Genomic DNA, 20,958 nt, shown 5'->3' with positions numbered 1-20,958 from the left:
CGTCGTCAGAGGCTGCTCAGCGCACCCGTCCGCCGCATCGCCAGCAGGTACAGCACGATGACGACGACCGGGACGGTGGCGAGCGCGGCGGCCATGGGCAGGTTGAGTTCGATGTTGGCGTAGACGAGGTTGCCGATGAGCTGGGTCTTGCCGCCGACGATCTGCACGGTGATGTAGTCACCGAGGCTGAGCGAGAAGGTGAACACCGACCCGGCGGCGACGGACGGCAGCACCATCGGCAGGACCACCGAGCGGAAGGTCCGTCCGGCCCGGGCGCCCAGGTCGGCGGAGGCGTCCAGCAGGTTGTCGGGCAGCTGCTCCAGGGCGGTGTGGATCGGCAGGATCATGTACGGCAGCCAGAGGTACGTCAGGGTGAGCACGGTGGCCGGCAGGCCGAAGCCGGGCCCGCTCAGCCCGAACGGCTTCAGCAGCCAGTCGGCGAGGCCGCCCTCGGACAGGATCAGCCGCCACGCGTACACCTTGACCAGGTAGCTCGCCCACAGCGGGGTGAGAATGGCGACCACGAGGAGCGGGCGCCGGCTCGGTCTGGCCACCCGCGCCGTGTAGAACGCGACCGGGAAGGCGATCACCGCGCACAGGGCGGTCACCGCGAGGGCGACGCCGACGCTGCGCAGCACCACCTGCCGGAACACCGGCGTGGTGAACAGCTCGTGGAAGTTGTCGGCCGACCAGACCTTGACGACCTCCGAGGTGAAGGAGTCGGTCGTCCAGAACGCCGAGACGAACAGCACGGCCAGCGAGCCCAGGTAGAGCACGGCCAGCCACAGCAGCGGGGCGGTCAGCAGCAGCGCGAGGCGGAGCCGGGGGCGCCGGTGCAGCGCCCCCGCGGTCCGGGTGAGCACGGTCATGGCTCAGCCCTTGATCTCGGTCCAGGCCTGCACCCACTTGGCGTACGGCACGCACTTGACGTCGGTGCGGCCGTCCAGGCACTGCTCGATGGGCGTGTTCCAGAAGGCGATGTTCTTCCAGTAGCCCTCGTCGGCCGCGTGGTAGGTCGTGCAGAAGTTCTTGTCGGCGGTCAGGTCGCAGGACTTGGAGTTGGCCGGGGCCTCGCCGAAGTACTCGGCGACCTCGGCGTTGACCTTCGGGGAGACGATCCAGTCGAGCCATTTGTAGGCGCAGTTGGGGTGTTTGGCCTTGGCGGAGACCATCCAGGTGTCGGACCAGCCGGTCGAACCCTCCTTGGGCACGAAGGCCTTGACCTTGGCGCCCTCGCCGGCGGCGAGGTTGGCGATCACCTGCCAGCTGGTGCCGATCACCGAGTCGCCGCTCTTGAAGGCGGAGATCTCCTTGAGGTAGTCGCTCCAGTACTCGCCGATGTCCGCGTTCTGCTTCTTCAGCAGGGCCACGGCCGCGTCGAACTGCTTCTGGTCGAGCGCGTAGGGGTCCTTGATCTTCAACTCGGGCTTGGTGGCCTTGAGGTACAGGGCCGCGTCGGCGATGTAGATCGGCGAGTCGTAGGCGGTGACATGGCCCTTGTACGTGCCGGCGTCGTCGAAGACGGCGGACCAGGAGGTGGGCGCGGGGCTGACCTTCTGCGTGTTGTACATCAGCAGGTTGGCGCCCCGGCCGTGCGGGATGCCGTACATCTGGCCCTTGACCGAGTTCCAGGCGCCGTTCTTCAGACCGCTGAAGACGTCCTTGTAGTTCGGTACGAGCTTGGTGTTGACCGGGGCCGCGTCGCCGGAGGCGATCAGGCGCAGGGAGGCGTCACCGGAGGCGGAGACGGCGTCGTACTCGCCGGTCTTCATCAGCTTGACCATCTCGTCGGAGCTGGCGGCGACCTTGGAGTTGACCTGGCAGCCGGTCTGCTTCTCGAAGTCGGTGACCCAGTCCACCTTGGGGTCGTCGGAGCCGTCCTCGACATAGCCGGCCCAGGCGATCAGGTTGACCTGGCCCTCGCCCTTGCCCAGCTCGGCCAGGGGCTTGAGGTCGGGCGGATTGAGGCCGGCCGATGAACCGGAACCGGAGGAGCCGCAGGCGGTGGCGGCCAGCAGCAGTGCGGCCACGGCGGCCGAGGTCAGGGGACGGGAGAGGCGCACGACGTTCTCCATACGTGAGGGACGGCGGAACGGTCGGGGACGTGGACGGTGTGCGGGCCGGCCGGACACCGGCGGTGTGCCGGTCAGTCGGACACCGGCGGTGTGCCGGTCAGTCGGGGACGCGGACCGCGTGCCCGCGCTGCCAGCGCAGGCGGACCCGGGTACCGCGGTAGGCGGCGACGTCCTCGGCGGAGGTGTCGAGGTTCTGCTGGAGCGCGGTGAGCCGGCCGCCGCCGTCCAGGTCGACCAGGAAGCGGGTAGCGTCACCGAGGTAGACGACCTCGGCGACGGTGCCGACGGCGGTGGCCACGCCCGGGTCGTCCGCCGCCTCGGCCTCCTTCAGGACCCGGATCTTCTCGGGCCGGATGCTGTGCGTGCCGTCCTCGCCGAGCACCCGCCGTGCGGTGTCCCCGGCGAGCAGGTTGGAGGTGCCGACGAAGGAGGCGACGAACGCGGTGGCGGGGCGCTCGTAGATCTCGGCGGGGGTGCCGACCTGCTCGATGCGGCCCTGGTGGAAGACGGCGACGCGGTCGCTCATCGTCAGGGCCTCCTCCTGGTCGTGGGTGACGAAGACGAAGGTGATGCCGACCTCGCGTTGCAGTGCCTTGAGCTCGATCTGCATCTGCTCGCGCAGCTTGAGGTCGAGGGCGCCGAGGGGTTCGTCGAGGAGCAGCACGCGGGGGCGTCCGACCAGGGCGCGGGCGAGGGCGACGCGCTGCCGCTGGCCGCCGGAGAGCTGGGAGGGGCGGCGGCCGCCGTAGCCGTCGAGGCGGACCTCGGCGAGCGCCTTGCGGGCCCGGGCCAGGCGCTCCGCCTTGGGCGTGCCGCGGACCTTCAGGGAGTAGGCGACGTTCTGCTCGACGGTCATGTGCGGGAACAGGGCGTAGTCCTGGAAGACGGTGTGCACGTCCCGCTCGAAGGGGGCACGGCCGGTGACGTCCTGCCCGGCGAGTTCGATCACACCGGCGGTGGGCGTCTCGAAGCCGGCGATCATCCGCAGGACGGTCGTCTTGCCGGACCCGGAGGGGCCGAGCATCGAGAAGAACTCCCCGTCGCGGATCTCCAGGTCGACCCCGGCCACGGCACTCGTGTCGCCGAACGACTTCCGCAGATCCCGCAACCGGATCGCGCTGCCCTCCATGGCGGGAACCTTTCTGCCGTACTCCTGCGTTGACCCTGGTGGACGGAAAGATATGAAGTCATAGTTCAAAGCTCAAGACCCTTCCGAGGTAAAGCTTGGGTCAACGCATAGGGTGGTGGGCCGTGAGACAGCAGCAGACCGACGGCGGCGCCCGAAAGGCCGTCTTCGCCCCCGTGGACGGCGGGGCCCGGGTGACCGCCGTGGTGCGCCGGATCGGCGACGCCATCGAGCTGGGCCTGCTCGCCGACGGAGAGCAACTGCCGGGCGAGACCGAACTGGCCGGACAGCTCGGGGTCTCCACGGTGACCCTGCGGGAGGCGCTGATGGCGCTGCGCCAGCAGGGGCTGGTGGTCACCCGGCGGGGCCGCGGCGGCGGCAGCTTCGTCGCCTCCCCCGAGGTGCCCGACCAGGAGCGGCTCCGGGACCGGCTGCGCGGCTGGAGCCCCGAGGAGCTGCGCGACCTCGGCGACCACTGGGCGGCCCTGTCCGGCACCGCCGCGCACCTGGCCGCCGAGCGCACCGAGGGCCAGGACCTGGACCAGCTGCGGCGCACCACCGAGGAGCTGGGCAAGGCGCCGGACGCACCGGCCCGCAGCCGGCTGTACGGCCGCTTCCACGTCGAGCTGGCCGCCGCGGCGCAGTCGGCCCGGCTCACCCGGGAACAGGTCGCGCTCCAGACGGAGATCGGGGCGCTGCTCTGCCTTGTGCTGGACGACGACGAATATCGTGAAGAGGTGGCGGACCGTCACCGCGCCGTGATCTCGGCCGTGCAGGATGGGGCGCACACATCGGCCAGGGAGCTGGCCGAGCGGTGCGTGCGGGACTCGACGGCACGGCTCATCGCCCTGCGGCTGACCCGGTAGGCACAGCGCGCCCGCTCCCCCGTCCGCCGGAGGGCATCATGAGCCGCGGCACCGCACCCTCCGGTCCGGTGGCAGGCGCACTCGACGCAGTCGAGGAGTACGCCGTCGGGAACCACGGGGCCGAGAGGCACGAGGCCGCAAGGCACGAGGCGGAGCCGTACAAGGCGGAGACGTACCAGGGCGAAAGGTACGCGGCCGAGGCGTACGTGGCCGCGCGGGTCGGCGGCGCCCTGGAGGCGGTGTTCGACGCCGTGGCGCAGACCCGCGCCGACACCACCACGCTGCTGGCACGCGTGGCCGCCGAGGGCCGCCGGCCGGTGACCGCGGACCTGGCCGCGCTGCGCCCCGGGCTCCATCTCCGGCTGACCCGCCAGGAGTTGGTGTCCGGCGTCGGCTTCGTGGCGGCGCCCGGCGTACTGGCCGACGTGCCGGCCTGGCTGGAGTGGTGGCAGAGCGACGCGTCCGGGGACGTACGGCCGCTGCTCCTCGACCTCGATCCGCGGACCTCGGCGTACTCGGACTACACGCACTGGGACTGGTTCGCACTGCCCCGGGACACCGGGCGGCGGGCGGTGGCCGGGCCGTACGTCGACTACCTCTGCTCGGACGAGTACAGCCTCACGCTGTCCGCGCCGGTCGATGTGGCGGGCCGCTTCCTCGGCGTGGCCGCGGCCGACGTGTATCTGCGGCACTTCGAGGCGGCCGCGCTGCCGTTGCTGCGCGAGCTGCCCGGACCGGCCCGGCTGGTCAACGCCCGTGGCCGGGTGGCGGCCTCGGCGGACCCGGCACACCTGGCCGGCTCCCTGACCAAGGGCCCGGACTTCGCGGCCGTGCTGGAGAACGGCACCCCCGGCACCTCCGTCGGCCTGCGGCTGACCCCGTGCCGGGGCGTGCCGCTGGTACTGGTGGTGGACGGGGGCTGAGGGCCGGGCGGGAAGGGCGTCCGGCCCGGCGCCGTCGGCGACCTGAACGCCGACGGTGCCGGGTCAGCCTTCGGGGGCCGGGACGACGCTCAGATGCGGCCCCAGGCCGCCGGCCCGGCGGGAGCGGCGCGGGGCGGCCGGGCGGGGGGAGGCGCGCAGCACCAGGGTGTAACGCGCGTAGCCCATGTCGAGAAGGGTCTTGGGGGTCTCGCAGACCACCCGGCACTCGGTGGCGCCGAGCAGCGGGTCCGGGTGCCGCAGCGGCCGGACGGCGCCGTCGAGTCGCGCGCCCTCCTCGCCGACCGCGCGCAGCCAGTGCGGCAGCCCCTGCCGGAAGGCGGCCTCCATGATGGGGTCCTGGGCGATCTCCCGCCGGATCGACTGGAGTTCGTGGTCGTGGACGTACCGCTCCAGGGTGGCCTTGAACTGGGCCAGCATGGGCAGGCACCAGCCCGCCTCGTGCCCGCCGAACACCGCGCCCGCATCCGGGTGAAAGAGGACGAAACGGAGGAAGTTGTCCCCGGGCATCGCCGTGGGATGCGGGGCGACCGCCTCGAAAAGTGTCTCGAACGCGCCGTTGGCGAGCACCACGTCCCAGCGGTGGTCCACCACCAGGGACGGGAAGGGAAGCGCGTCCAGCAGCAATGCGTAGTCCTGGAGATACGCCTGGCCCTCAGGACTCTCGGGGACGGGCCGCGGCGCCGGTCGCCGCCCACCTGCCTGATATGCCATCGGGAGGTCACCCCTCTTGCCTATGCGGCCTTCTCGCGGCGATGTGATCCTGCTGCTCCATCCGCAGTCATGTCAACTATCGTGGCATTTCATGCCTGTTGACGGCCGAAATTGGCCACAGTTGTGGCGAGACCTGGATGTGAGTTCGAACCACCCGCTAATCTCCGGGAGGTCCACGCGGGGAGGTGCACGGCACCCCCTTGTGAGAAACCCCTGATTCCCCTGAGAGACACAGGAGTTCTGTCGGTGACGGATGGCTACCAGGACCCGGGCGCCACGGCGACCGCCCAGCTGCCGGCCGTCGTCGCCCGCGTCACCGCGCTCGCCGACCGGCTCGGCGTCGCGCATCCCGAGGTCTTCGACGTCGGCCGGCTGTCCAGCGCCAGCGGTGTCCCCGAGCCCGTGGTCAAGGCCCTGCTGAGCGGCCGCCCCGCGGGCGAGCCCGACGTCCAGGAACGCTTCCTGCAACGCCTCGATCTGCTGCGCCGCACCCGGCTCAAGCCCAACGGGCGCAAACACACCCAGCAGGAGATCGCCGACGGCGCGGGCATGTCCCGGCAGCAGGCCGGCGCCCTGCTCAACGGCGACCGGCGGCCGACCATGGAGCACTGCGACGCCCTCCAGCGCTTCTTCCGCGTGCACGCCGGCTTCCTCACGGCCGAGGACCCCGAAGCCCTCGCGGGCACCCTCCAGCGCGTCGAGCAGGAGCTGTTGCAGAAGCTGGCCGACCGGGAGCGGGCCGCGGCCGAGGCCGCCCAGGACCCCCTGGAGCGGCTGCTCCAGGACCACGGGGTGCGCGGGATCGCCTGGCGGGCCGCCCAGCTGCCAACCGACCAGCACCGGGACAAGGTCGCGGAGTGGCTGGACATGCTCCTCGAGAGCGTCAAGCGGCCCGGATAGTCCGCCACGGCAAGTGCCGCACCCGGTCGACCGGTTCGGCGCCGCGCGCTCCGGTGCTCCGGTCCGGCGCCGCCCGCTCCGGTGCTCCGGTCCGGCGCCGCGTGGCCGCCTCCGCCGGCGCGGCGGGCCGACGCGTCGAGGCCTCGCCGGGCCGTCCGGGCAGGCGACCCGGCCCGGCTTCGGCGGATTCCGTGCCGGGCCGGGCGAGGAGACGTTCCCTCAGCGCCCCGCGGCCGTGGCTGCGGAGGGCGGCCGGGGTGGTCGCGCGTCCGCTGAGCGGGCGAACCGGGCCGTGGTCCGAGGGCGTTGTCAGTGGCGGACGGCAAGCTGGTGGGTGCGCACCGCACAGACGGCGCGCCCGCGCCCTCCGGAGCCGCGGCCACGACGACCGACGGGGAGACCGACAGATGCCCACCGCCGTACTGACCGACCGTGAGCGCACCGCCGTCCAGGCCTATCTGCGGCTCATGCACACCGTCCGCGCCGCCTTCGACGGCCCACCGGACGGCGGACGGCCCTTCCTGGTCCCACCCGCCGTGCTCGCCGAGGCCGAGGCGGCCCTGGCCGGCGCCGGACTGGTGGGCAACGAGGAGGAGTTCTTCCGGCTGCTGCACGACTGGTGCCCGCCCACCTGAGCCGACCGGGCGCCTCAGGGGTGCGGCACGACCACGGCCGAGGTCAGCATGGAGTGCGCCACGCTCCAGCGGCCCTCGAAGTGCTCCAACCGCCGCCCGCCGACCTCCGGCCCGGGGACCAGCAGGCGGGCGCGCAGGGTGCCGCGCGGCCGGTCACCGGGCTCCGGGACGAGCTCGATGTCGGCCTCCATGAAGTCCAGCCACTTCCCGGTGAGGGGGAACCACGCCTTGTAGACGGACTCCTTCGCGCTGAACAGCAGCCGGTCCCAGTGCACGTCGGGCCGCTCGGCGGCGAGCCGGCCGAGGCGCTCCTTCTCGGCGGGGAGCAGCACGGCCTCGGCGACGCCCTCGGGCAGCGCGGCGTGCGGTTCGGCGTCGATGCCCAGGGAGACCAGGTCGGTGGCGCGGACCAGGGCGGCGGCGCAGTAGCCCTCGCAGTGGGTCATGCTGCCGACCAGCCCGTCCGGCCAGCGCGGGGCGCCCCGCTCGCCGCTCAGGACCGGCTGCGGCGGAACCCCGAGCTTCTCCATGGCGCGCCGGGCGCAGGCCCGTACGGCGGAGAACTCGCGGCGCCGCTTGGGCACGGCACGCGCGACGAGCGCCGCCTCCTGCGGGTAGAGGGGGGCTTCGCGGATCGCGTCGTCACCGAGCATCTCCACGGCCACCACCGACTCCGGGAGCAGCTCCTCGATCACCGGTCTGGACCTCCATCGGCAGAATACGGCGCAGCTCGCCCGGCGGCCGGGAGCGCTTGCGCCACTCGCGGGGATATCCCACGGAGACCTCTTCGAAGCGGACACCGTCGAGCCAGGTGGTCCGGGGGATGTGCAGATGGCCGTAGACCATGGCCGCGACACGGAACCGGCGGTGCCAGTCGGCGGTGCGGGTGGTGCCGCACCACATGGCGAACTCCGGGTACCAGAGCACGTCCATGGGGTGCCGGTCCAGCGGGTAGTGGCCCGCCAGCACGGTCGGCAGGTCCTCCGGCAGGTCGGCGAGCCGGCGTTCGGTGGCCTCCACCCGGGCCCTGCACCAGTCCTCGCGGGTCGGGTAGGGGTCGGGGTGCAGCAGGTACTCGTCGTTGCAGACGATGCCGGTGCCGTGCGCGTAGGCGAGGCCCTCCTCCTTGGTGGCGCTGCCGGCCGGCAGGAAGGAGTAGTCGTAGAGCAGGAACAGCGGGGCCACCACGACCGGTCCGCCGGGGCCCTCCCAGACCGGGTAGGGGTCCTCGGGGGTGACCACGCCCAGCTCCCGGCACATCTCGACGAGGTGCTCGTAGCGGGCGACGCCGCGCAGGGTCACGGGGTCCTTGGGATGGGTCCACAGGTCGTGGTTGCCGGGGGCCCACAGCACCTTGCGGAAGCGGCCCGCGAGCGTCTCCAGCGTCCAGCGGATGTCGGCGACGGTCTCCGCGACGTCACCGGCGACGATCAGCCAGTCCTGGTCCGTTTCCGGACGCATCCCGCGGACGAGCTCGCGGTTCTCCGGGTACGAGATGTGCAGGTCGCTGATGGCCAGCAGCTGCCCGGCACCGGCCGTGGACTCCACCCCGCGCCCCCCTTCCGATCATGCTGTCGCACTCACCACAGCACATTACGGCGCCGGGGAACAAGAGGCCCTGTCGGCCTGTCGCCCGTCCGTCAAGGAAACCGGCGGGGACGGCGCAGGAAAACGCGTGTGGACAGGGTGGGGAAATCCGTAACACTCGCGTTGCACGCGGGGCCCCCGGAAAGCCGTATGATCCCCCCAACACCACCGCCACGAACTTCCCTTCGTCCAGGGCGGTTTGGTGACCCTCCAACCACCCTGCCCGGGCACGGGCCCGCTGAGTCCTGCCCGAAAACCCCGAAAGGCGGCTTTAATGCGCTCTCGCGTACGCGTCTGGCTCAACCGCACGTACGCGGAGAACGTGTTCTTCATGGATCAGCTGCGGAGAAATCCCAGCGACCGGGCGGTCGAGATCCATGCGACGCACGGTGACGCCGACTCCCCCGTGCTGGCCGCCGCCGACACCGCCGACCTGGAGCCGGAGGGCCTGTCCCCGGCCGGCTACGTCGAGTACGCCCTCGACCAGTGCCAGCGCCGTGGCATCGATGTCTTCGTGCCGCGGCTGCACCAGTCGGCGATCGTGGCCCACCGGGCCGACTTCGAGGCGGCCGGTACGGCGCTGCTGGCGCCGACCCCGGAGGGAACCGCGGTCTTCGAGGACAAGGCGACCGCCTACGAGGCGGTCAGCTCGGTCGGGGTCCCGGTGCCGCCGTGGTCGCGGGTCCGCACGGCCGACGAACTGGTGGAAGCGGTCGAGAAGTTGGAGGCCGACGGTCACAAGGCGTGCTTCAAGCCGGCCGCCGGTGCGGGTGGCGTCGGCTTCCGCGTGATCACACGCGCCCCCTTCTCGCTCTTTCACCTCAACGGCTTCCCCGGGCCGCACGTCCAGCTCGACCTGGTCGTGGACGCGCTGCGGCGGGCCGAGCAGCCGGTGAACTGGCTGGTGATGCCGCGGCTGGAGGAGCCGGAGGTGTCCGTGGACTGCCTCACCGGACCGGACAACCGGGTCCGGCTGGCCGTGGGCCGGACGAAGAAGGGCCGCCGGCGCGGCTTCACCCTGGACGAGCGGTGGCTGGAGCCGGCCCGGATCATCGCCGAGGGTTTCGGGCTCCACTACCTGTCCAACATCCAGTTCCGCATGTTCGGTGACGAGCCGGTGCTGCTCGACGTCAACACGCGCCCTGCGGGCGGCCTGCACCAGCTGTCCCTGTGCGGGGTCAACGCCCCTTGGGCCGCTGTGCAGTTGGCGCTCGGTGAGGACCCCGGGGTGATCGAGCCGCCGTTCCTCGGGCAGGACTACGCGGTGGTGTCGGGGCCGAAGCCCGTACTGCCGTCGGTTCCTGTCCAGCGGGACGAGTCCGACGTGGTGCTGGCGCCGGCGCCGGCCGTCGAGGTGGCGTCGGTCGAGGCCGCGGCGGCGGTGCTGCCGCTCTAGGACCGACGCCGACCGCGGGTCCGGGGTGGCCGGCCGCGCAGTTCCTCCCCCGGCCTTCGGCCGGGGGTATCCCCAGCACCCCTGACGCGGCACTTCGCCTCACCGGTATGGACCAATTCACGTCCGTCTCCTTGACACGCGGATTGGTCCATACCAACTTGGTTGCGCATCCCTGCACTTGCTTTTACGTGCACTCCCGAACACCCCCATTCCTTCAGGGAGATCGTGTGCGCAACTCACTCAGACGTTCCAGACACCGGATACTCGCCCTGCTCGGGTCCGCCGCTCTCGCGCTCGCCGGGGCCATCGCGCTGCCCGGTACCGCGCAGGCGGCCAACATCCTGTCCAACCCCGGCTTCGAGTCGGGGAGTCTGTCGCCGTGGTCCTGCACCGGCAACCTCGGCTCGGTGGTCTCCTCACCGGTGCACGGCGGCTCCAAGGCCCTTGCCGGGGCCGCGAGTTCGAGCGACAACGCGCAGTGCACCCAGACCGTCGCGGTGCAGCCCAACACGACGTACTCGCTCAGCGGCTGGGTGCGCGGCTCGTACGTGTACCTCGGAGTGACCGGCGGCGCCTCCACCTGGACGACGTCGGCGTCCCAGTACAGCCGGCTGACGGTGTCCTTCACCACCGGCGCCTCGCAGACCAGCGCGCAGATCTACGTCCACGGGTGGTACGCCCAGGGGACGTACTACGCCGACGACATCAGCCTCGACGGGCCCGGCGGCAGCTCCGACACCCAGGCGCCCACCGCGCCGGCGAACCTCACCTCGACGGGGAAGACCTCGTCGAGCGTGTCCCTGTCGTGGTCGGCCGCGACGGACAACGTCGGCGTGACGGCGTACGACGTCTACAGCGGGTCGAACCAGGTGGCGAGCGTCTCCGGGACCTCCGCGACGGTGAGCGGGCTGGCCGCGAGCACGGCGTACACCTTCACGGTGAAGGCGCGGGACGCGGCCGGGAACGTGTCGGCCGCCTCCAACGCGGTGTCGGTGACCACGAACGCGGGCGGCGGAGGCGGGACCGGCTTCAAGCAGGCCGCGCCCTACCTCTTCGAGGGCTGGGGCGACCCGCCGAGCCCGTCCACCGTGATGAGCGCGACCGGCATCAAGAACTTCACCATGGCCTTCGTACTGGACTCCGGCGGCTGCACCCCCGCCTGGGACGGCAGCAGGGCGCTCACCGGCGGTGTCGACCAGACCGCGATCAACCAGATCCGGGCGGCCGGCGGTGACATCACCCCGTCGTTCGGCGGCTGGCAGGGCAGCAAGCTCGGCGCCAACTGCTCCTCAGCGAGCGCGCTGGCCGGGGCGATCCAGAAGGTGATCAGCGCCTACGGTCTCAAGTCCGTGGACATGGACATCGAGAACACGGACGAGTTCGAGAACGAGGCCGTGCAGGCGAGGATCCTCACCGCGCTGAAGACGGTCAAGGCCGACAACCCCGGCCTGAAGACGATCGTCACCTTCGGGACGTCCACCACCGGTCCGACGTACTACGGCAACCGGCTGATCGAGCAGGCCCAGTCGATCGGCGCCGACATCGACGTCTTCACGATCATGCCGTTCGACTTCGGCGGCGGCTCCGACATGTACGGCAACACGGTCTCCGCGGCCGAGGGACTGAAGACCAAGCTGAAGTCCACGTTCGGCTGGGACGACGCGACGGCCTACGCGCACATCGGGATCTCCGGCATGAACGGCCTGTCGGACCAGCAGGAGACCACGACCCCGGCGATCTGGACCCAGATCCGTGACTGGGGGAACGCGCACCACATCGCCCGGCTCGCGTTCTGGGCGGTCAACCGGGACCGCGGCTGCGCGGGCGGCGGCGTGGTGAGCAACTGCTCCGGGATCAGCCAGAGCAACTGGCAGTTCACCTCGATCACGGCCGGCTTCACCGGCTGAGCACCGAACGGCCGGGCGGGCGGCGGCCGGCCCGGCCTGCGTGGGGGTACCTAGACCAGGTACCCCCACGCCCTCGCCATCTCCGCGAGCCGGGGCGGGAGTTCGGCGGTGGGGTCGGCCTGGCGGGCGGCCTGGATCCGGCCGGACCTGATCTCGCTGGACCAGTCGCCGAGCTTCGGCCGGAAGCTGCCGTGGTCCTGTTTGCCGTAGTCGAGCATGGCGCTCTCCCACTCGACGCCGAGGTACGCGCACAGACCGCGGGTGACCCGCTCCGGATCGGCGGTGAGGTCCTCGTAGGTGATCACATGCGCGCCGGGGAGCGCCTGCCGGGCCTCCTCCAGCTTCTCCGCGTAGCCCAGCACCTCGGCGCGGATCGCCTCGTGGTCGGGGTCGGCGCGACGGCTGGTCAGGGACTGGATGACGGCACCGGGGTGGCGCAGCAGCAGGACGAACCTGGCCTCGGGCCAACATCGGTGCAGCCGGGGCCAGATGAGGGTGTTCGGTGGGGTCTTGTCGACGATGACGTCCTTGCCGCTGCGACTGAGCTCCAGGTGCAGCACCCGGTCCCACAGGACGTGCTCCAGTTCCTCGCGGTCGAGGTCGAGTTCCTTCATGGCGTCCGCGGTGAACTCGCGGGACATGCGGACATGGACCGTGCGCAGGTGCATCTCGTGCGGGGCCCGGACGCGGCTGTGGCTGTTGAGCAGGACCCGCAGCAACGTGGAGCCGGAGCGCACCGAGGACAGCACGAAGACCGGGGAGGCCACGAGACGCGGGGCGAGCGGGGCCGCGTAGCCCTCGGCGGTCTGCCCGGCCGGGCGCTGGGCCGGGATCGCGTCGAGGGTCCTGCGCGGCGGGCTCACCGCCTGGGCCATGAGCCGTCCCCGGCGCTTCAGCCCCTTGGCGATCGCTGACATTCGCGGGTCTCGCACGGTGATGCCTCTCTCTCGTCCCTGCCCTCCGCATCCCAGGGGGGCCAGGCGAACCGGAGGTGTCCGAGAGGAGAACCGGCGGGGTCACGGCGGTCCGGAGACCCGCCGCGACCTGCCCACTTACCGTTCTCTTAATTCTTCATATGAGATGTATCGACAGAGCGGGTGAACCGGGTCAGAACCGCCCGGATCCTCGGTACAGCTCCAGTTCCCCGTCCAGCTCGACGGCGAGGACGGTGGCGTACGGATCGAGGTCGGCCGCGGCCGGCGGGTCGATCCAGAGCACGCCGACGGCCTCGTGCAGGCCGCCGACCACCCGGTGGCCGAGTTCGGTGCCGCTGCCCACCACGCTGACCCGTTTGACCTGCGTGGCGAGACCGCGGACGCCGATCTCGGCACGCGGGGCGTCGAACAGGGTGAGGTAGAGGGTGCGCCGGTCCGCGGAGAGGGTGCTGGGCCCGTAGTGGTGCCCGGCCGGCAGCCCGCGTCCGGTGCCGTACACCGCCTCCGCGTGCCTGCGGATCCACTCCCCCAGCCCTTCCAGGCGCTCCACCTGCGGCTGCGGGATGGTGCCGTCCTCCATCGGGCCGACGTCGAGCAGCAGGTTGCCGCCGCCCCCGATGGTCTCGGTGAAGTAGCGGATCAGCTGGGCGAGCGACTTGTGGTTGTGGTCGTGGTGCTGGTACCCCCACGAGTCGTTGACGGTCAGGCACAGCTCCCAGGGGCCGTCCGGCGGCACGACCGGGGCACCCTGCTCGGGGGTGGCGTAGTCGCCCTCGCTGAGCATGCGGGCGTTGAAGACGACGTGCGGCACGTACGAGCGGATCAGCGCGGCGAGTTCGGGGATCCGCCACTGCTCCTCGCTGCGGTCCCACTCCCCGTCGAACCACATCAGGTCCGGCCGGTAGCGGGAGGCCAACTCCGTGATCTGGCCGTCCCGGTAAGCGATGAAGCGTTCCCAGGCCGCCAGGTCCTCGTGCTCGGCGGCCACCTCGGAGTAGCGGTTGTCCTCCTGCTCGGGCGGACGGCCCGGCTTGCGCGTGGACGCGTAGTCGGGGTGGTTCCAGTCGGAGTGCGAGTAGTACAGGCCGACCTTCAGCCCCTTCTCGCGCAGTGCGTCGGCGTACGGGCCGAGGTAGTCCCTGCCGAGGTTGAGGTCGCCGAACCCCGTGTCCCACAGGGCCACTCCGTCATGGTGACGGCTGGTCAGCACGGCGTACCGGGCGCCGGCGCGGGCGAACAGGTCCGCCCACGCCTTCGGGTCGTACGCGGCGCCCGTGAACCGGCCCAGCTGGGACATGTACTGCTCGTGCGGCACGATGTCGTCGTAGAAGGACCAGGACTCCTGGACCCCGTCGACGGCGTAGATGCCCCAGTGCACGAAGATCCCCAACTTGGCGTCGGTGAACCACGGTTGCATGGCCATGCGGTCAGCTCCTGCGCAGCCGGAGGGTGAGGATCTGGAAGGGGCGCAGTTCCACGGTGACGGAGTCGCCGTCGACGGCCGCGTCCTCCAGCGGACGCTCCAGGAGGTCGGTGACCTGGGCGCCGGCCAGCGCGAAGCCGGTGCGCAGCACGCCCCGGGCGCGGCCGCCCCGGGACTCGTAGAGCCGGACCACCACGTCGCCGGAGGCGTCGTCGGCGAGCTTGACCGCCTCGACCGTCACACCGTCGCCGTCCACCGAGACGACCGGCTCCGGCTCGCCCGCCGCGTCGGCCACCCGCAGCGGGAGGTTGAGGGCGTAGCCGGCCGCGACCGCGTCCTCGATGTCCGCGCCGGGCAGCAGGGAGTAGGTGATGCGGTGCCGGCCCTGGTCGGCGCCCGGGTCCGGGATGCGCGGGGCGCGCACCAGGGAGAGGCGGACCGTGGTGGTCGTACCTCCGTCCTCGCGGACCGTGCGGGAGACGTCGTGGCCGTACGTCGAGTCGTTGATGACGGCGACGCCGTAGCCGGGCTCGCCGACGTGCACCCAGCGGTGGCCGGAGACCTCGAAACGGGCCGCCTCCCAGCTGGTGTTGGTGTGCGTGGGCCGCTGCACGTGGCCGAACTGGATCTCGGCGGAGGAGTGCGCGGCGCGGACGTCCACCGGGAAACCGGCCTTGAGGAACTTCTCGGCCTCGTGCCAGTCGATGTCCGTCTCGAAGTCGATCCGGGGGCTGCCGGCCCGGACGGTGACCGTCTGGACGATCGTCGAGCCGTTGCCGAAGGGACGCGTGACGCGGATCGAGCCGAGCAGCGGGTCCGCCTCGACGACCGTGATCTCCGAGGGGTCCAGCAGGTCGGTGTAGCGGTTCTTGTAGTGCTTGTCGACGTCCCAGGCGTCCCAGTAGTTCGGGAGGTCGGTGTGCAGCCGCAGCAGGTTGCCCTGTCCCGCGAGGACCTCGCGGTTCGCACGGAGGTCGCGGACGGACGACAGGGTGCCGTCCTCGGCGATCTCCACCCGGACGAGCCCGTTGTCGATGACCCGGCCGTCGACGGTGACCGGCGACGGGGCCTCGGCGGCGGCCGTCAGCGGAGCGCTGCCGTTCGCCGGGACCTCTACGTACACCGGGGTGCCGGCGCCGTCGCGGACGACCTCGGCGCGGGCGTAGGGGCTGGTGTTGAAGACCCGGGCCGTACCGCCGCCCAGCGCCGCGACCGCCTCGGCGGTGAGCACCTCCAGCTCCTCCGCGACGCGGGCGTACTCGGCCTCGGCCTCGCGGTGCACCCAGGCGATCGAGGAACCCGGCAGGATGTCGTGGAACTGGTGCAGCAGGACCGTCTTCCAGAGCCGGTCGAGCTTCTCGTGCGGGTAGCGGTAGCCGGGCGCGTGCAGCGCGGCCGTCGTCGCCCACAGCTCGGCCTCGCGCAGCTTGTGCTCGCTGCGCCGGTTGCCCTGCTTGGTGCGGGCCTGCGAGGTGTAGGTGGCGCGGTGCAGCTCCAGGTAGAGCTCGCCGACCCAGACCGGGGCGTCCTCGTACTCGGCGCGGGCCTTGGCGAAGAAGGCGTCCGGGTGCTCGACCTCGACGCGCGGGGAGCCCTCCAGGTCCTTCAGACGGCGGGCCCGCTCCATGATCTCGCGGGTGGGGCCGCCACCGCCGTCGCCCCAGCCGAACGGGGCCAGGGAGCGGGTCGCGGCGCCCTTCTCGGCGTAGTTGCGGACCGCGCGGGACATCTCCTCGCCGCTGAAGCGGGCATTGTAGGTGTCGACCGGCGGGAAGTGCGTGAAGATCCGGGTGCCGTCGATGCCCTCCCACCAGAAGGTGTGGTGGGGGAACGTGTTGGTCTGGTTCCAGGAGATCTTCTGGGTGAGGAACCACTCGTTGCCGGCCAGCTTGGCCAGCTGCGGGTAGGCCGCGTTGTAGCCGAAGGAGTCGGGCAGCCAGACGCCCTTGGTCTCGATGCCGAAGTGCTCGATGAAGAACCGCTTGCCGTGCACGAGCTGGCGGGCGATCGCCTCGCCGCCGGGGAGGTTGCCGTCGGACTCGACCCACATGCCGCCGACCGGCGCCCACTGGCCCTTCTTCACGGACTCCTGGATCCGGGCCCAGACCTGCGGGTAGTTGTCGCGGACCCACTCGTACTGCTGGGCCTGCGAGCAGGCGAAGACGAACTCCTCGTACTCGTCCGCCAACGATGTCACGTTGGAGAAGGTGCGGGAGGTCTTGCGCTTGGTCTCACGGATCGGCCACAGCCAGGCCGAGTCGATGTGCGCGTGGCCGACGCCGGAGACGATGTGCGCGCTTGCGTGGGCGGGCTTGGACAGGGCCGGCTTCAGGGCCGCGCGGACGGCGGCGGCGGAACCGGAGATGTCGTCCAGGTCGAGCAGGTCCATCGCGCGGTCGAGGGCGTGCATGATCTCGTGCCGGCGGGGGTCGTGCTCGCCGAGTTCCAGCATCAGCTCGCGCAGTACCTGGATGTCGAGGTCGAGGTGCCAGACGTCCTCGTCGAGGACGGCGATGTCGGCGCGCTTGAAGGTGTAGAGCGGCTTGTCACCGGCGGTCAGGACGTCGCCGAGCGGCGTGGGCGCCTCGAAGTTGTCGGCCAGGATGTCCGGGTTGGAGGCGGCCTCGACCAGGTAGTCGATCACCTCGCCGCCGGCCGCCGGGTCGGCGATCGGCACGTACTGGTTGAGGGGGTTGACCGCCTTCAGCGGGGTCCCGTCGGTGAGGTGGACCAGGGCCTCCGCCTGGTTGCCGGGCCAGTCGCCGACGAAACCGAGGTCGATGACGGCCTCGACCCGGCGGCCCGCGAACTCCGCGGGCACCTCGCCGCGCATCCGGAACCAGGTGGTGCCCCAGGGCGGGCCCCACGGGGTGTCCATGGCGAACGGCTCGTAGGGGGCGGCCGCGGCCTCCTCGAAGGAGACCGGCTCGCCGGGGGCCTGCCAGGCGGTCACCTCGAAGGGGACGGTGGCCGCGTAGATCGCGGGCCTGATGCGCTGGTTCTGGAGGCGCTCTACGCGCTCCTCGATCCGGCGGCGTTCGTCGTGCATGGAAGTCTCCAGAAGAGGGATGGAAAGCGCTTTCCGGACGGCTGACTACTTAAGATACGCGAGACCCGGGTGGACCTCGGAGTACCCCTCGACCAGCCGTCGGGCCACGTTCACCGAGTCCACCAGGGGGTGCAGGGCGAACGCCTTCACGGCCGTCGTACGGGAGCCGGACTCGGCTGCGGCCAGCACCTCGCGCTCGACGGCCTTGACCGCGCAGACGAGGCCGGTGGCGTGGTCGGGCAGCGGGGCGACGGCGACCGGGTGGGCGCCGTTGGCGTCGACCAGGCAGGGCACCTCGATGACGGCCTCGCCGTCGAGCACGGAGAGGGTGTCGCGGTTGCGGACGTTCAGGATCAGGGTGGTGCGCTCGTCCCGGGCGATGGCCCGCATCAGGGCGAGGGCGACCTTCTCGTAGCCGCCGGAGAGGTCGTCGGCGTCGCGTTCGCCGGCGCCGGCCGTCTCCCGGTTCTCGGCCATGTAGGTGGCCTCGCGCTCGGCGCGGGTGCGGTCCCAGACGTCCAGGGCGTTCACGCCGGGAGCCGCGACCGCCTCGTAGAACCGCGCCTGCTGGTCGCGCAGGAAGGCACCGCGGGTCTTCTCGGCCTGCTGGTAGGCGCGGACGGCCTCGCGGTTGAAGTAGTAGTAGTGCAGGTACTCGTTGGGGATCGCGCCGAGGGACTGGAGCCAGTCGACGCCGAAGAGCTTGCCCTCCTCGAAGGAGCCGAGCAGGTCGGGGTCGGCGAGCAGACGCGGGAGCTCGTCGCGGCCGGCGATGTGCAGGCCGCGGACCCAGCCGAGGTGGTTGAGGCCGACGTAGTCGATCCAGGCCTCGCGCGGGTTCGCGCCGAGCACCCGGGCGATCCGGCGGCCGAGGCCGACCGGGGAGTCGCAGATGCCGATGACACGGTCGCCGAGGTGCCGGGACATGGCCTCGGTGACGAGTCCCGCGGGATTGGTGAAGTTGATGACCCAGGCGTCGGGGGCGAGCCGGGCCACCCGGCGGGCGATGTCCACGGCGACGGGGACGGTCCGCAGGCCGTAGGCGATGCCGCCGGCGCCGACCGTCTCCTGGCCCAGGACGCCTTCACCCAGGGCCACCCGCTCGTCGTCGGCGCGGCCCTCCAGACCGCCCACCCGGATCGCGGAGAAGACGAAGTCGGCGCCGCGCAGCGCCTCGTCCAGGTCGGTGGTGGCGGTCACCGCGGGGGCGTCGGGCACCCGGGCCGCCTGCTCCGCCAGGACGCGGGCGACCGCGGACAGCCGCCGGTCGTCGAGGTCGTGCAGGACGACCTCGGTGACCCGCCCCTCCGCGCGGTCGGTGAGCAGTGCGCCGTACACGAGGGGGACGCGGAACCCGCCACCACCCAGAATCGTCAGTTTCACGCTTGAGCCTTTCCTGCCAGGACCATCTCGACTCCGGCCTCCTCCAGGGCGGCACGGGTCGCCGGGTCGACCGGCGCGTTGGTCACCACCATGTCCAGGTCCTCGGGACCGCAGACCTTCGCCATGCCCGTACCCGGGAACTTGGCCGCGTCGGCGAGCAGGACGACCTTGTCGCTCGCCTTGATCATGGCGCGCTTCACCGGCACCTCGACGACCGTCGTGTCCATCACCTGCCCGCCCGGGCGGACCCCGCTGGTGCCGAGGAACAGCCAGTCGGCGTGCAGCTGTCGCAGGTTGTCCTCGGTGAGGAAACCGACCAGGGACCGGTACTCGCGGCGGAGCATGCCGCCGAGCAGGACCAGCTCTATGCCCTCGTCGTCGGCGAGCTCCTCGTAGACCACCAGGTTGCTGGTGATCACGGTGAGGCGGCGGCCGTGCAGCTGGCGGGCCAGCCGGTAGGCGGTCGTGCCGATGTCCAGGAGGACCGACTGGCCGTCGGCGACCAGGGCCGCCGCGCGCGCCGCGATGGCGTCCTTCTCGGCCACCCGCACCTCGGCGACCTCGGCGAAGGGCTGGTCGCCCTCCTCCGCCACGGCACCGCCGTGCACCCGTGTGAGCAGCCCGTCCTCTTCCAGTTTGAGCAGGTCGCGCCGGATCGTGGCGGGGCTCACACCCAGTTGCTCGGAGAGATCGGTCACGGCAGCGGGACCGCCCGAGCGCAGGGCCCGCAGGATGAGTTGATGTCGTCGTTCTGCCAGCACGCGGCGAACACTACTCGTCATCTTCAATCAAATCCATGCTCAGTTCTGCTCGGGTATTGACCAATCTCGCAGAGCGGCGCACGATTCCGGTCATCGAAATGACGAGTTTTGACGAGAGGCTGCGCACGTGGACGACGACAGGCCCGATGTGCTGCTGACCGGGCTGCTCTTCTACGACCTCGTCCTCACGGGTCTCGGCAAGCCGCCGACGCCGGGCGAGGAGATCTGGACGGGCGGCATGGGCTGCGGCCCCGGCGGCATCGCCAACCTCGCGGTGGCCGCGTCCCGGTTCGGCCTGCGCACCTCGCTGGCCACGGTCTTCGGCGACGACTTCTACGGCGAGTACTGCCGGGACATCCTGTGCGACCAGGAGAACGTCGACCTCTCGCTCTCCCGGATCGCGGACCACTGGCCCACCCCCGTCACCGTCTCGCTGGCGCAGGGCGACGACCGCGCCCTGGTCACCCACGGCTCGGAACCGCCGTACTCGCAGGACGCGCTGATGGGCGACCCGCCCGAGGCGCGTACGGCCCTGGTGCACCTCGAGGCCGAACCGCGCGAGTGGATCGCCAAGGCGGCCGCGAACGGCACCCACATCTACGCCGACGTGGGCTGGGACCCCACCCAGCGGTGGTCCCGCGACCTCCTCGACCAGCTCGCGCTCTGCCACGCCTTCCTCCCCAACGAGGCCGAGGCGATGGCCTACACCCGCACCGACAGCGCCAGGGCCGCGCTCGGCACCCTCGCCGAACTCGTCCCGGTGGCGGTGGTGACGCGCGGCGGCGCCGGCGCACTCGCCGTCGACCAGGACACCGGCGAGTACGCCGAGGTCCCGGCGCTCGCCGTGGACGTCCTCGACGCGACGGGCGCCGGTGACGTCTTCGGGGCGAGCTTCGTGGCCGCCTCACTCGGCGGCTGGCCCCTGGAGGAGCGGTTGCGGTTCGCCGTACTGGCCGCCGGGCTCTCCGTCGGCCACCACGGCGGGGCGCCGGCGGCCCCCGGCTGGTACGGCGTCGACCGCTGGTGGCGCGAGCTGACCGACCCCGATCTCAGGCGCGCCTACGACTTCCTGGCCGACCGGCTGCCGGCCGATCCCGGACCGCCGGTGCGGTACGCGCCCGTGACCCCGCCCGCCCCCCGCACCCTCGTCGGCCCCCGCGCCTCCGGACGGCGGCACTGACTCCCGAACCCCTTGGCACCTCCAACCGCCCGGCGCCTCGAACCGCTCGGCACCCGCAACCGCTTGGCACCTCGAACCCC

At 71.6% G+C, this 20,958-nt stretch carries 18 protein-coding genes; 7 read left to right on the top strand and 11 right to left on the bottom strand.

Annotation, left to right across the window (positions count from 1 at the left end):
* Window positions 1–5: 5 nt before the first annotated feature.
* The 3 genes from AAW13_RS10240 to AAW13_RS10230 form a co-directional block, all read right to left on the bottom strand.
* A complete protein-coding gene (locus tag AAW13_RS10240; protein ID WP_046728465.1) occupies window positions 6–869 on the bottom strand; it encodes an ABC transporter permease in 864 nt (287 codons plus the stop codon).
* A gap of 3 nt (window positions 870–872) precedes the next feature.
* The gene (locus AAW13_RS10235) at window positions 873–2,075 is read right to left on the bottom strand and encodes an ABC transporter substrate-binding protein (RefSeq protein WP_206306180.1); all 1,203 of its coding nucleotides are present in this window, start codon (window positions 2,073–2,075) and stop codon (window positions 873–875) included.
* Between the two features lie 97 nt (window positions 2,076–2,172).
* Complete coding sequence (locus tag AAW13_RS10230; protein WP_046728463.1) at window positions 2,173–3,204, bottom strand: ABC transporter ATP-binding protein; 1,032 nt, start codon at window positions 3,202–3,204, stop codon at window positions 2,173–2,175.
* Between the two features lie 122 nt (window positions 3,205–3,326).
* Here AAW13_RS10230 and AAW13_RS10225 point away from each other — a divergent pair, with 122 nt between their 5' ends.
* Complete coding sequence (locus tag AAW13_RS10225) at window positions 3,327–4,067, top strand: FadR/GntR family transcriptional regulator (RefSeq protein ID WP_046728462.1); 741 nt, start codon at window positions 3,327–3,329, stop codon at window positions 4,065–4,067.
* A gap of 38 nt (window positions 4,068–4,105) precedes the next feature.
* Window positions 4,106–4,990 carry a PDC sensor domain-containing protein gene (locus AAW13_RS10220; RefSeq protein ID WP_240528587.1) on the top strand — a complete coding sequence of 295 codons (885 nt, stop codon included), beginning with the start codon at window positions 4,106–4,108 and terminating at the stop codon, window positions 4,988–4,990.
* 63 nt (window positions 4,991–5,053) lie between these two features.
* On the opposite strand, the gene AAW13_RS10215 is transcribed toward AAW13_RS10220, so the two are convergent.
* A complete protein-coding gene (locus tag AAW13_RS10215; RefSeq protein WP_046728461.1) occupies window positions 5,054–5,722 on the bottom strand; it encodes an MmyB family transcriptional regulator in 669 nt (222 codons plus the stop codon).
* Between the two features lie 246 nt (window positions 5,723–5,968).
* On the opposite strand from AAW13_RS10215, the gene AAW13_RS10210 reads away from it, so the two are divergent.
* Window positions 5,969–6,622, top strand: a complete 654-nt coding sequence (locus AAW13_RS10210) for a helix-turn-helix domain-containing protein (protein WP_046728460.1) — start codon at window positions 5,969–5,971, stop codon at window positions 6,620–6,622.
* Between the two features lie 407 nt (window positions 6,623–7,029).
* Entirely contained in the window at window positions 7,030–7,257 is a 228-nt protein-coding gene (locus AAW13_RS10205; protein WP_046728459.1) for a hypothetical protein, read from the top strand.
* 14 nt (window positions 7,258–7,271) lie between these two features.
* Here AAW13_RS10205 and AAW13_RS10200 read toward each other — a convergent pair whose 3' ends face one another.
* Entirely contained in the window at window positions 7,272–7,952 is a 681-nt protein-coding gene (locus AAW13_RS10200; RefSeq protein WP_046728458.1) for a 4'-phosphopantetheinyl transferase family protein, read from the bottom strand.
* Complete coding sequence (locus AAW13_RS10195; protein ID WP_046728457.1) at window positions 7,900–8,805, bottom strand: metallophosphoesterase family protein; 906 nt, start codon at window positions 8,803–8,805, stop codon at window positions 7,900–7,902. Before AAW13_RS10195 ends, AAW13_RS10200 begins: the two co-directional genes overlap by 53 nt.
* A 313-nt stretch (window positions 8,806–9,118) precedes the next feature.
* Here AAW13_RS10195 and AAW13_RS10190 point away from each other — a divergent pair, with 313 nt between their 5' ends.
* Window positions 9,119–10,240 (top strand): ATP-grasp domain-containing protein, encoded by a 1,122-nt coding sequence (locus tag AAW13_RS10190; RefSeq protein WP_046728456.1) that lies wholly within the window; start codon window positions 9,119–9,121, stop codon window positions 10,238–10,240.
* Window positions 10,241–10,467: 227 nt separating this feature from the next.
* Window positions 10,468–12,147, top strand: a complete 1,680-nt coding sequence (locus tag AAW13_RS10185) for a carbohydrate binding domain-containing protein (protein WP_046728455.1) — start codon at window positions 10,468–10,470, stop codon at window positions 12,145–12,147.
* A 50-nt stretch (window positions 12,148–12,197) separates the two neighbouring features.
* Here the strand turns inward: AAW13_RS10185 and AAW13_RS10180 are convergent, their stop codons facing one another.
* From AAW13_RS10180 to AAW13_RS10160, 5 genes are all read right to left on the bottom strand, one after another.
* Window positions 12,198–13,064, bottom strand: coding sequence for a sulfotransferase family protein (locus AAW13_RS10180; RefSeq protein WP_046728454.1), 867 nt, complete (start codon window positions 13,062–13,064; stop codon window positions 12,198–12,200).
* Window positions 13,065–13,254: 190 nt separating this feature from the next.
* Entirely contained in the window at window positions 13,255–14,505 is a 1,251-nt protein-coding gene (locus AAW13_RS10175) for an alpha-L-fucosidase (protein WP_046728453.1), read from the bottom strand.
* Between the two features lie 4 nt (window positions 14,506–14,509).
* The gene (locus AAW13_RS10170) at window positions 14,510–17,554 is read right to left on the bottom strand and encodes an alpha-mannosidase (protein ID WP_046728452.1); all 3,045 of its coding nucleotides are present in this window, start codon (window positions 17,552–17,554) and stop codon (window positions 14,510–14,512) included.
* 45 nt (window positions 17,555–17,599) lie between these two features.
* Window positions 17,600–18,937: a 6-phospho-beta-glucosidase gene (locus AAW13_RS10165; RefSeq protein WP_046728451.1), complete on the bottom strand. Its 1,338-nt coding sequence runs from the start codon at window positions 18,935–18,937 to the stop codon at window positions 17,600–17,602.
* On the bottom strand, window positions 18,934–19,698 hold the full coding sequence (locus tag AAW13_RS10160) for a DeoR/GlpR family DNA-binding transcription regulator (protein ID WP_046728450.1): 765 nt from the start codon (window positions 19,696–19,698) through the stop codon (window positions 18,934–18,936). The genes AAW13_RS10165 and AAW13_RS10160 overlap by 4 nt, the downstream gene beginning before the upstream one ends.
* A gap of 127 nt (window positions 19,699–19,825) precedes the next feature.
* Between AAW13_RS10160 and AAW13_RS10155 the strand changes: the two genes are divergently transcribed.
* Entirely contained in the window at window positions 19,826–20,878 is a 1,053-nt protein-coding gene (locus AAW13_RS10155; RefSeq protein ID WP_046728449.1) for a carbohydrate kinase family protein, read from the top strand.
* Window positions 20,879–20,958: the final 80 nt, after the last annotated feature.

It is taken from the genome of Streptomyces humi (genome assembly GCF_001005085.2).
GTDB classification, from domain to species: domain Bacteria; phylum Actinomycetota; class Actinomycetes; order Streptomycetales; family Streptomycetaceae; genus Streptomyces; species Streptomyces humi.
The sequence above is the reverse complement of the archived record's forward strand: the minus strand, read 5'-3'. Positions and strand labels throughout refer to the sequence as shown.

Coding starts and splice junctions, on each gene's coding strand:
- AAW13_RS10235 (WP_206306180.1), bottom strand. CDS start 2,075: ATGGAGAACGTCGTGCGCCTCTCCCGTCCCCTGACCTCGGCCGCCGTG.
- AAW13_RS10220 (WP_240528587.1), top strand. CDS start 4,106: ATGAGCCGCGGCACCGCACCCTCCGGTCCGGTGGCAGGCGCACTCGAC.
- AAW13_RS10205 (WP_046728459.1), top strand. CDS start 7,030: ATGCCCACCGCCGTACTGACCGACCGTGAGCGCACCGCCGTCCAGGCC.
- AAW13_RS10190 (WP_046728456.1), top strand. CDS start 9,119: ATGCGCTCTCGCGTACGCGTCTGGCTCAACCGCACGTACGCGGAGAAC.
- AAW13_RS10180 (WP_046728454.1), bottom strand. CDS start 13,064: ATGTCAGCGATCGCCAAGGGGCTGAAGCGCCGGGGACGGCTCATGGCC.
- AAW13_RS10230 (WP_046728463.1), bottom strand. CDS start 3,204: ATGGAGGGCAGCGCGATCCGGTTGCGGGATCTGCGGAAGTCGTTCGGC.
- AAW13_RS10170 (WP_046728452.1), bottom strand. CDS start 17,554: ATGCACGACGAACGCCGCCGGATCGAGGAGCGCGTAGAGCGCCTCCAG.
- AAW13_RS10215 (WP_046728461.1), bottom strand. CDS start 5,722: ATGGCATATCAGGCAGGTGGGCGGCGACCGGCGCCGCGGCCCGTCCCC.
- AAW13_RS10175 (WP_046728453.1), bottom strand. CDS start 14,505: ATGGCCATGCAACCGTGGTTCACCGACGCCAAGTTGGGGATCTTCGTG.
- AAW13_RS10240 (WP_046728465.1), bottom strand. CDS start 869: ATGACCGTGCTCACCCGGACCGCGGGGGCGCTGCACCGGCGCCCCCGG.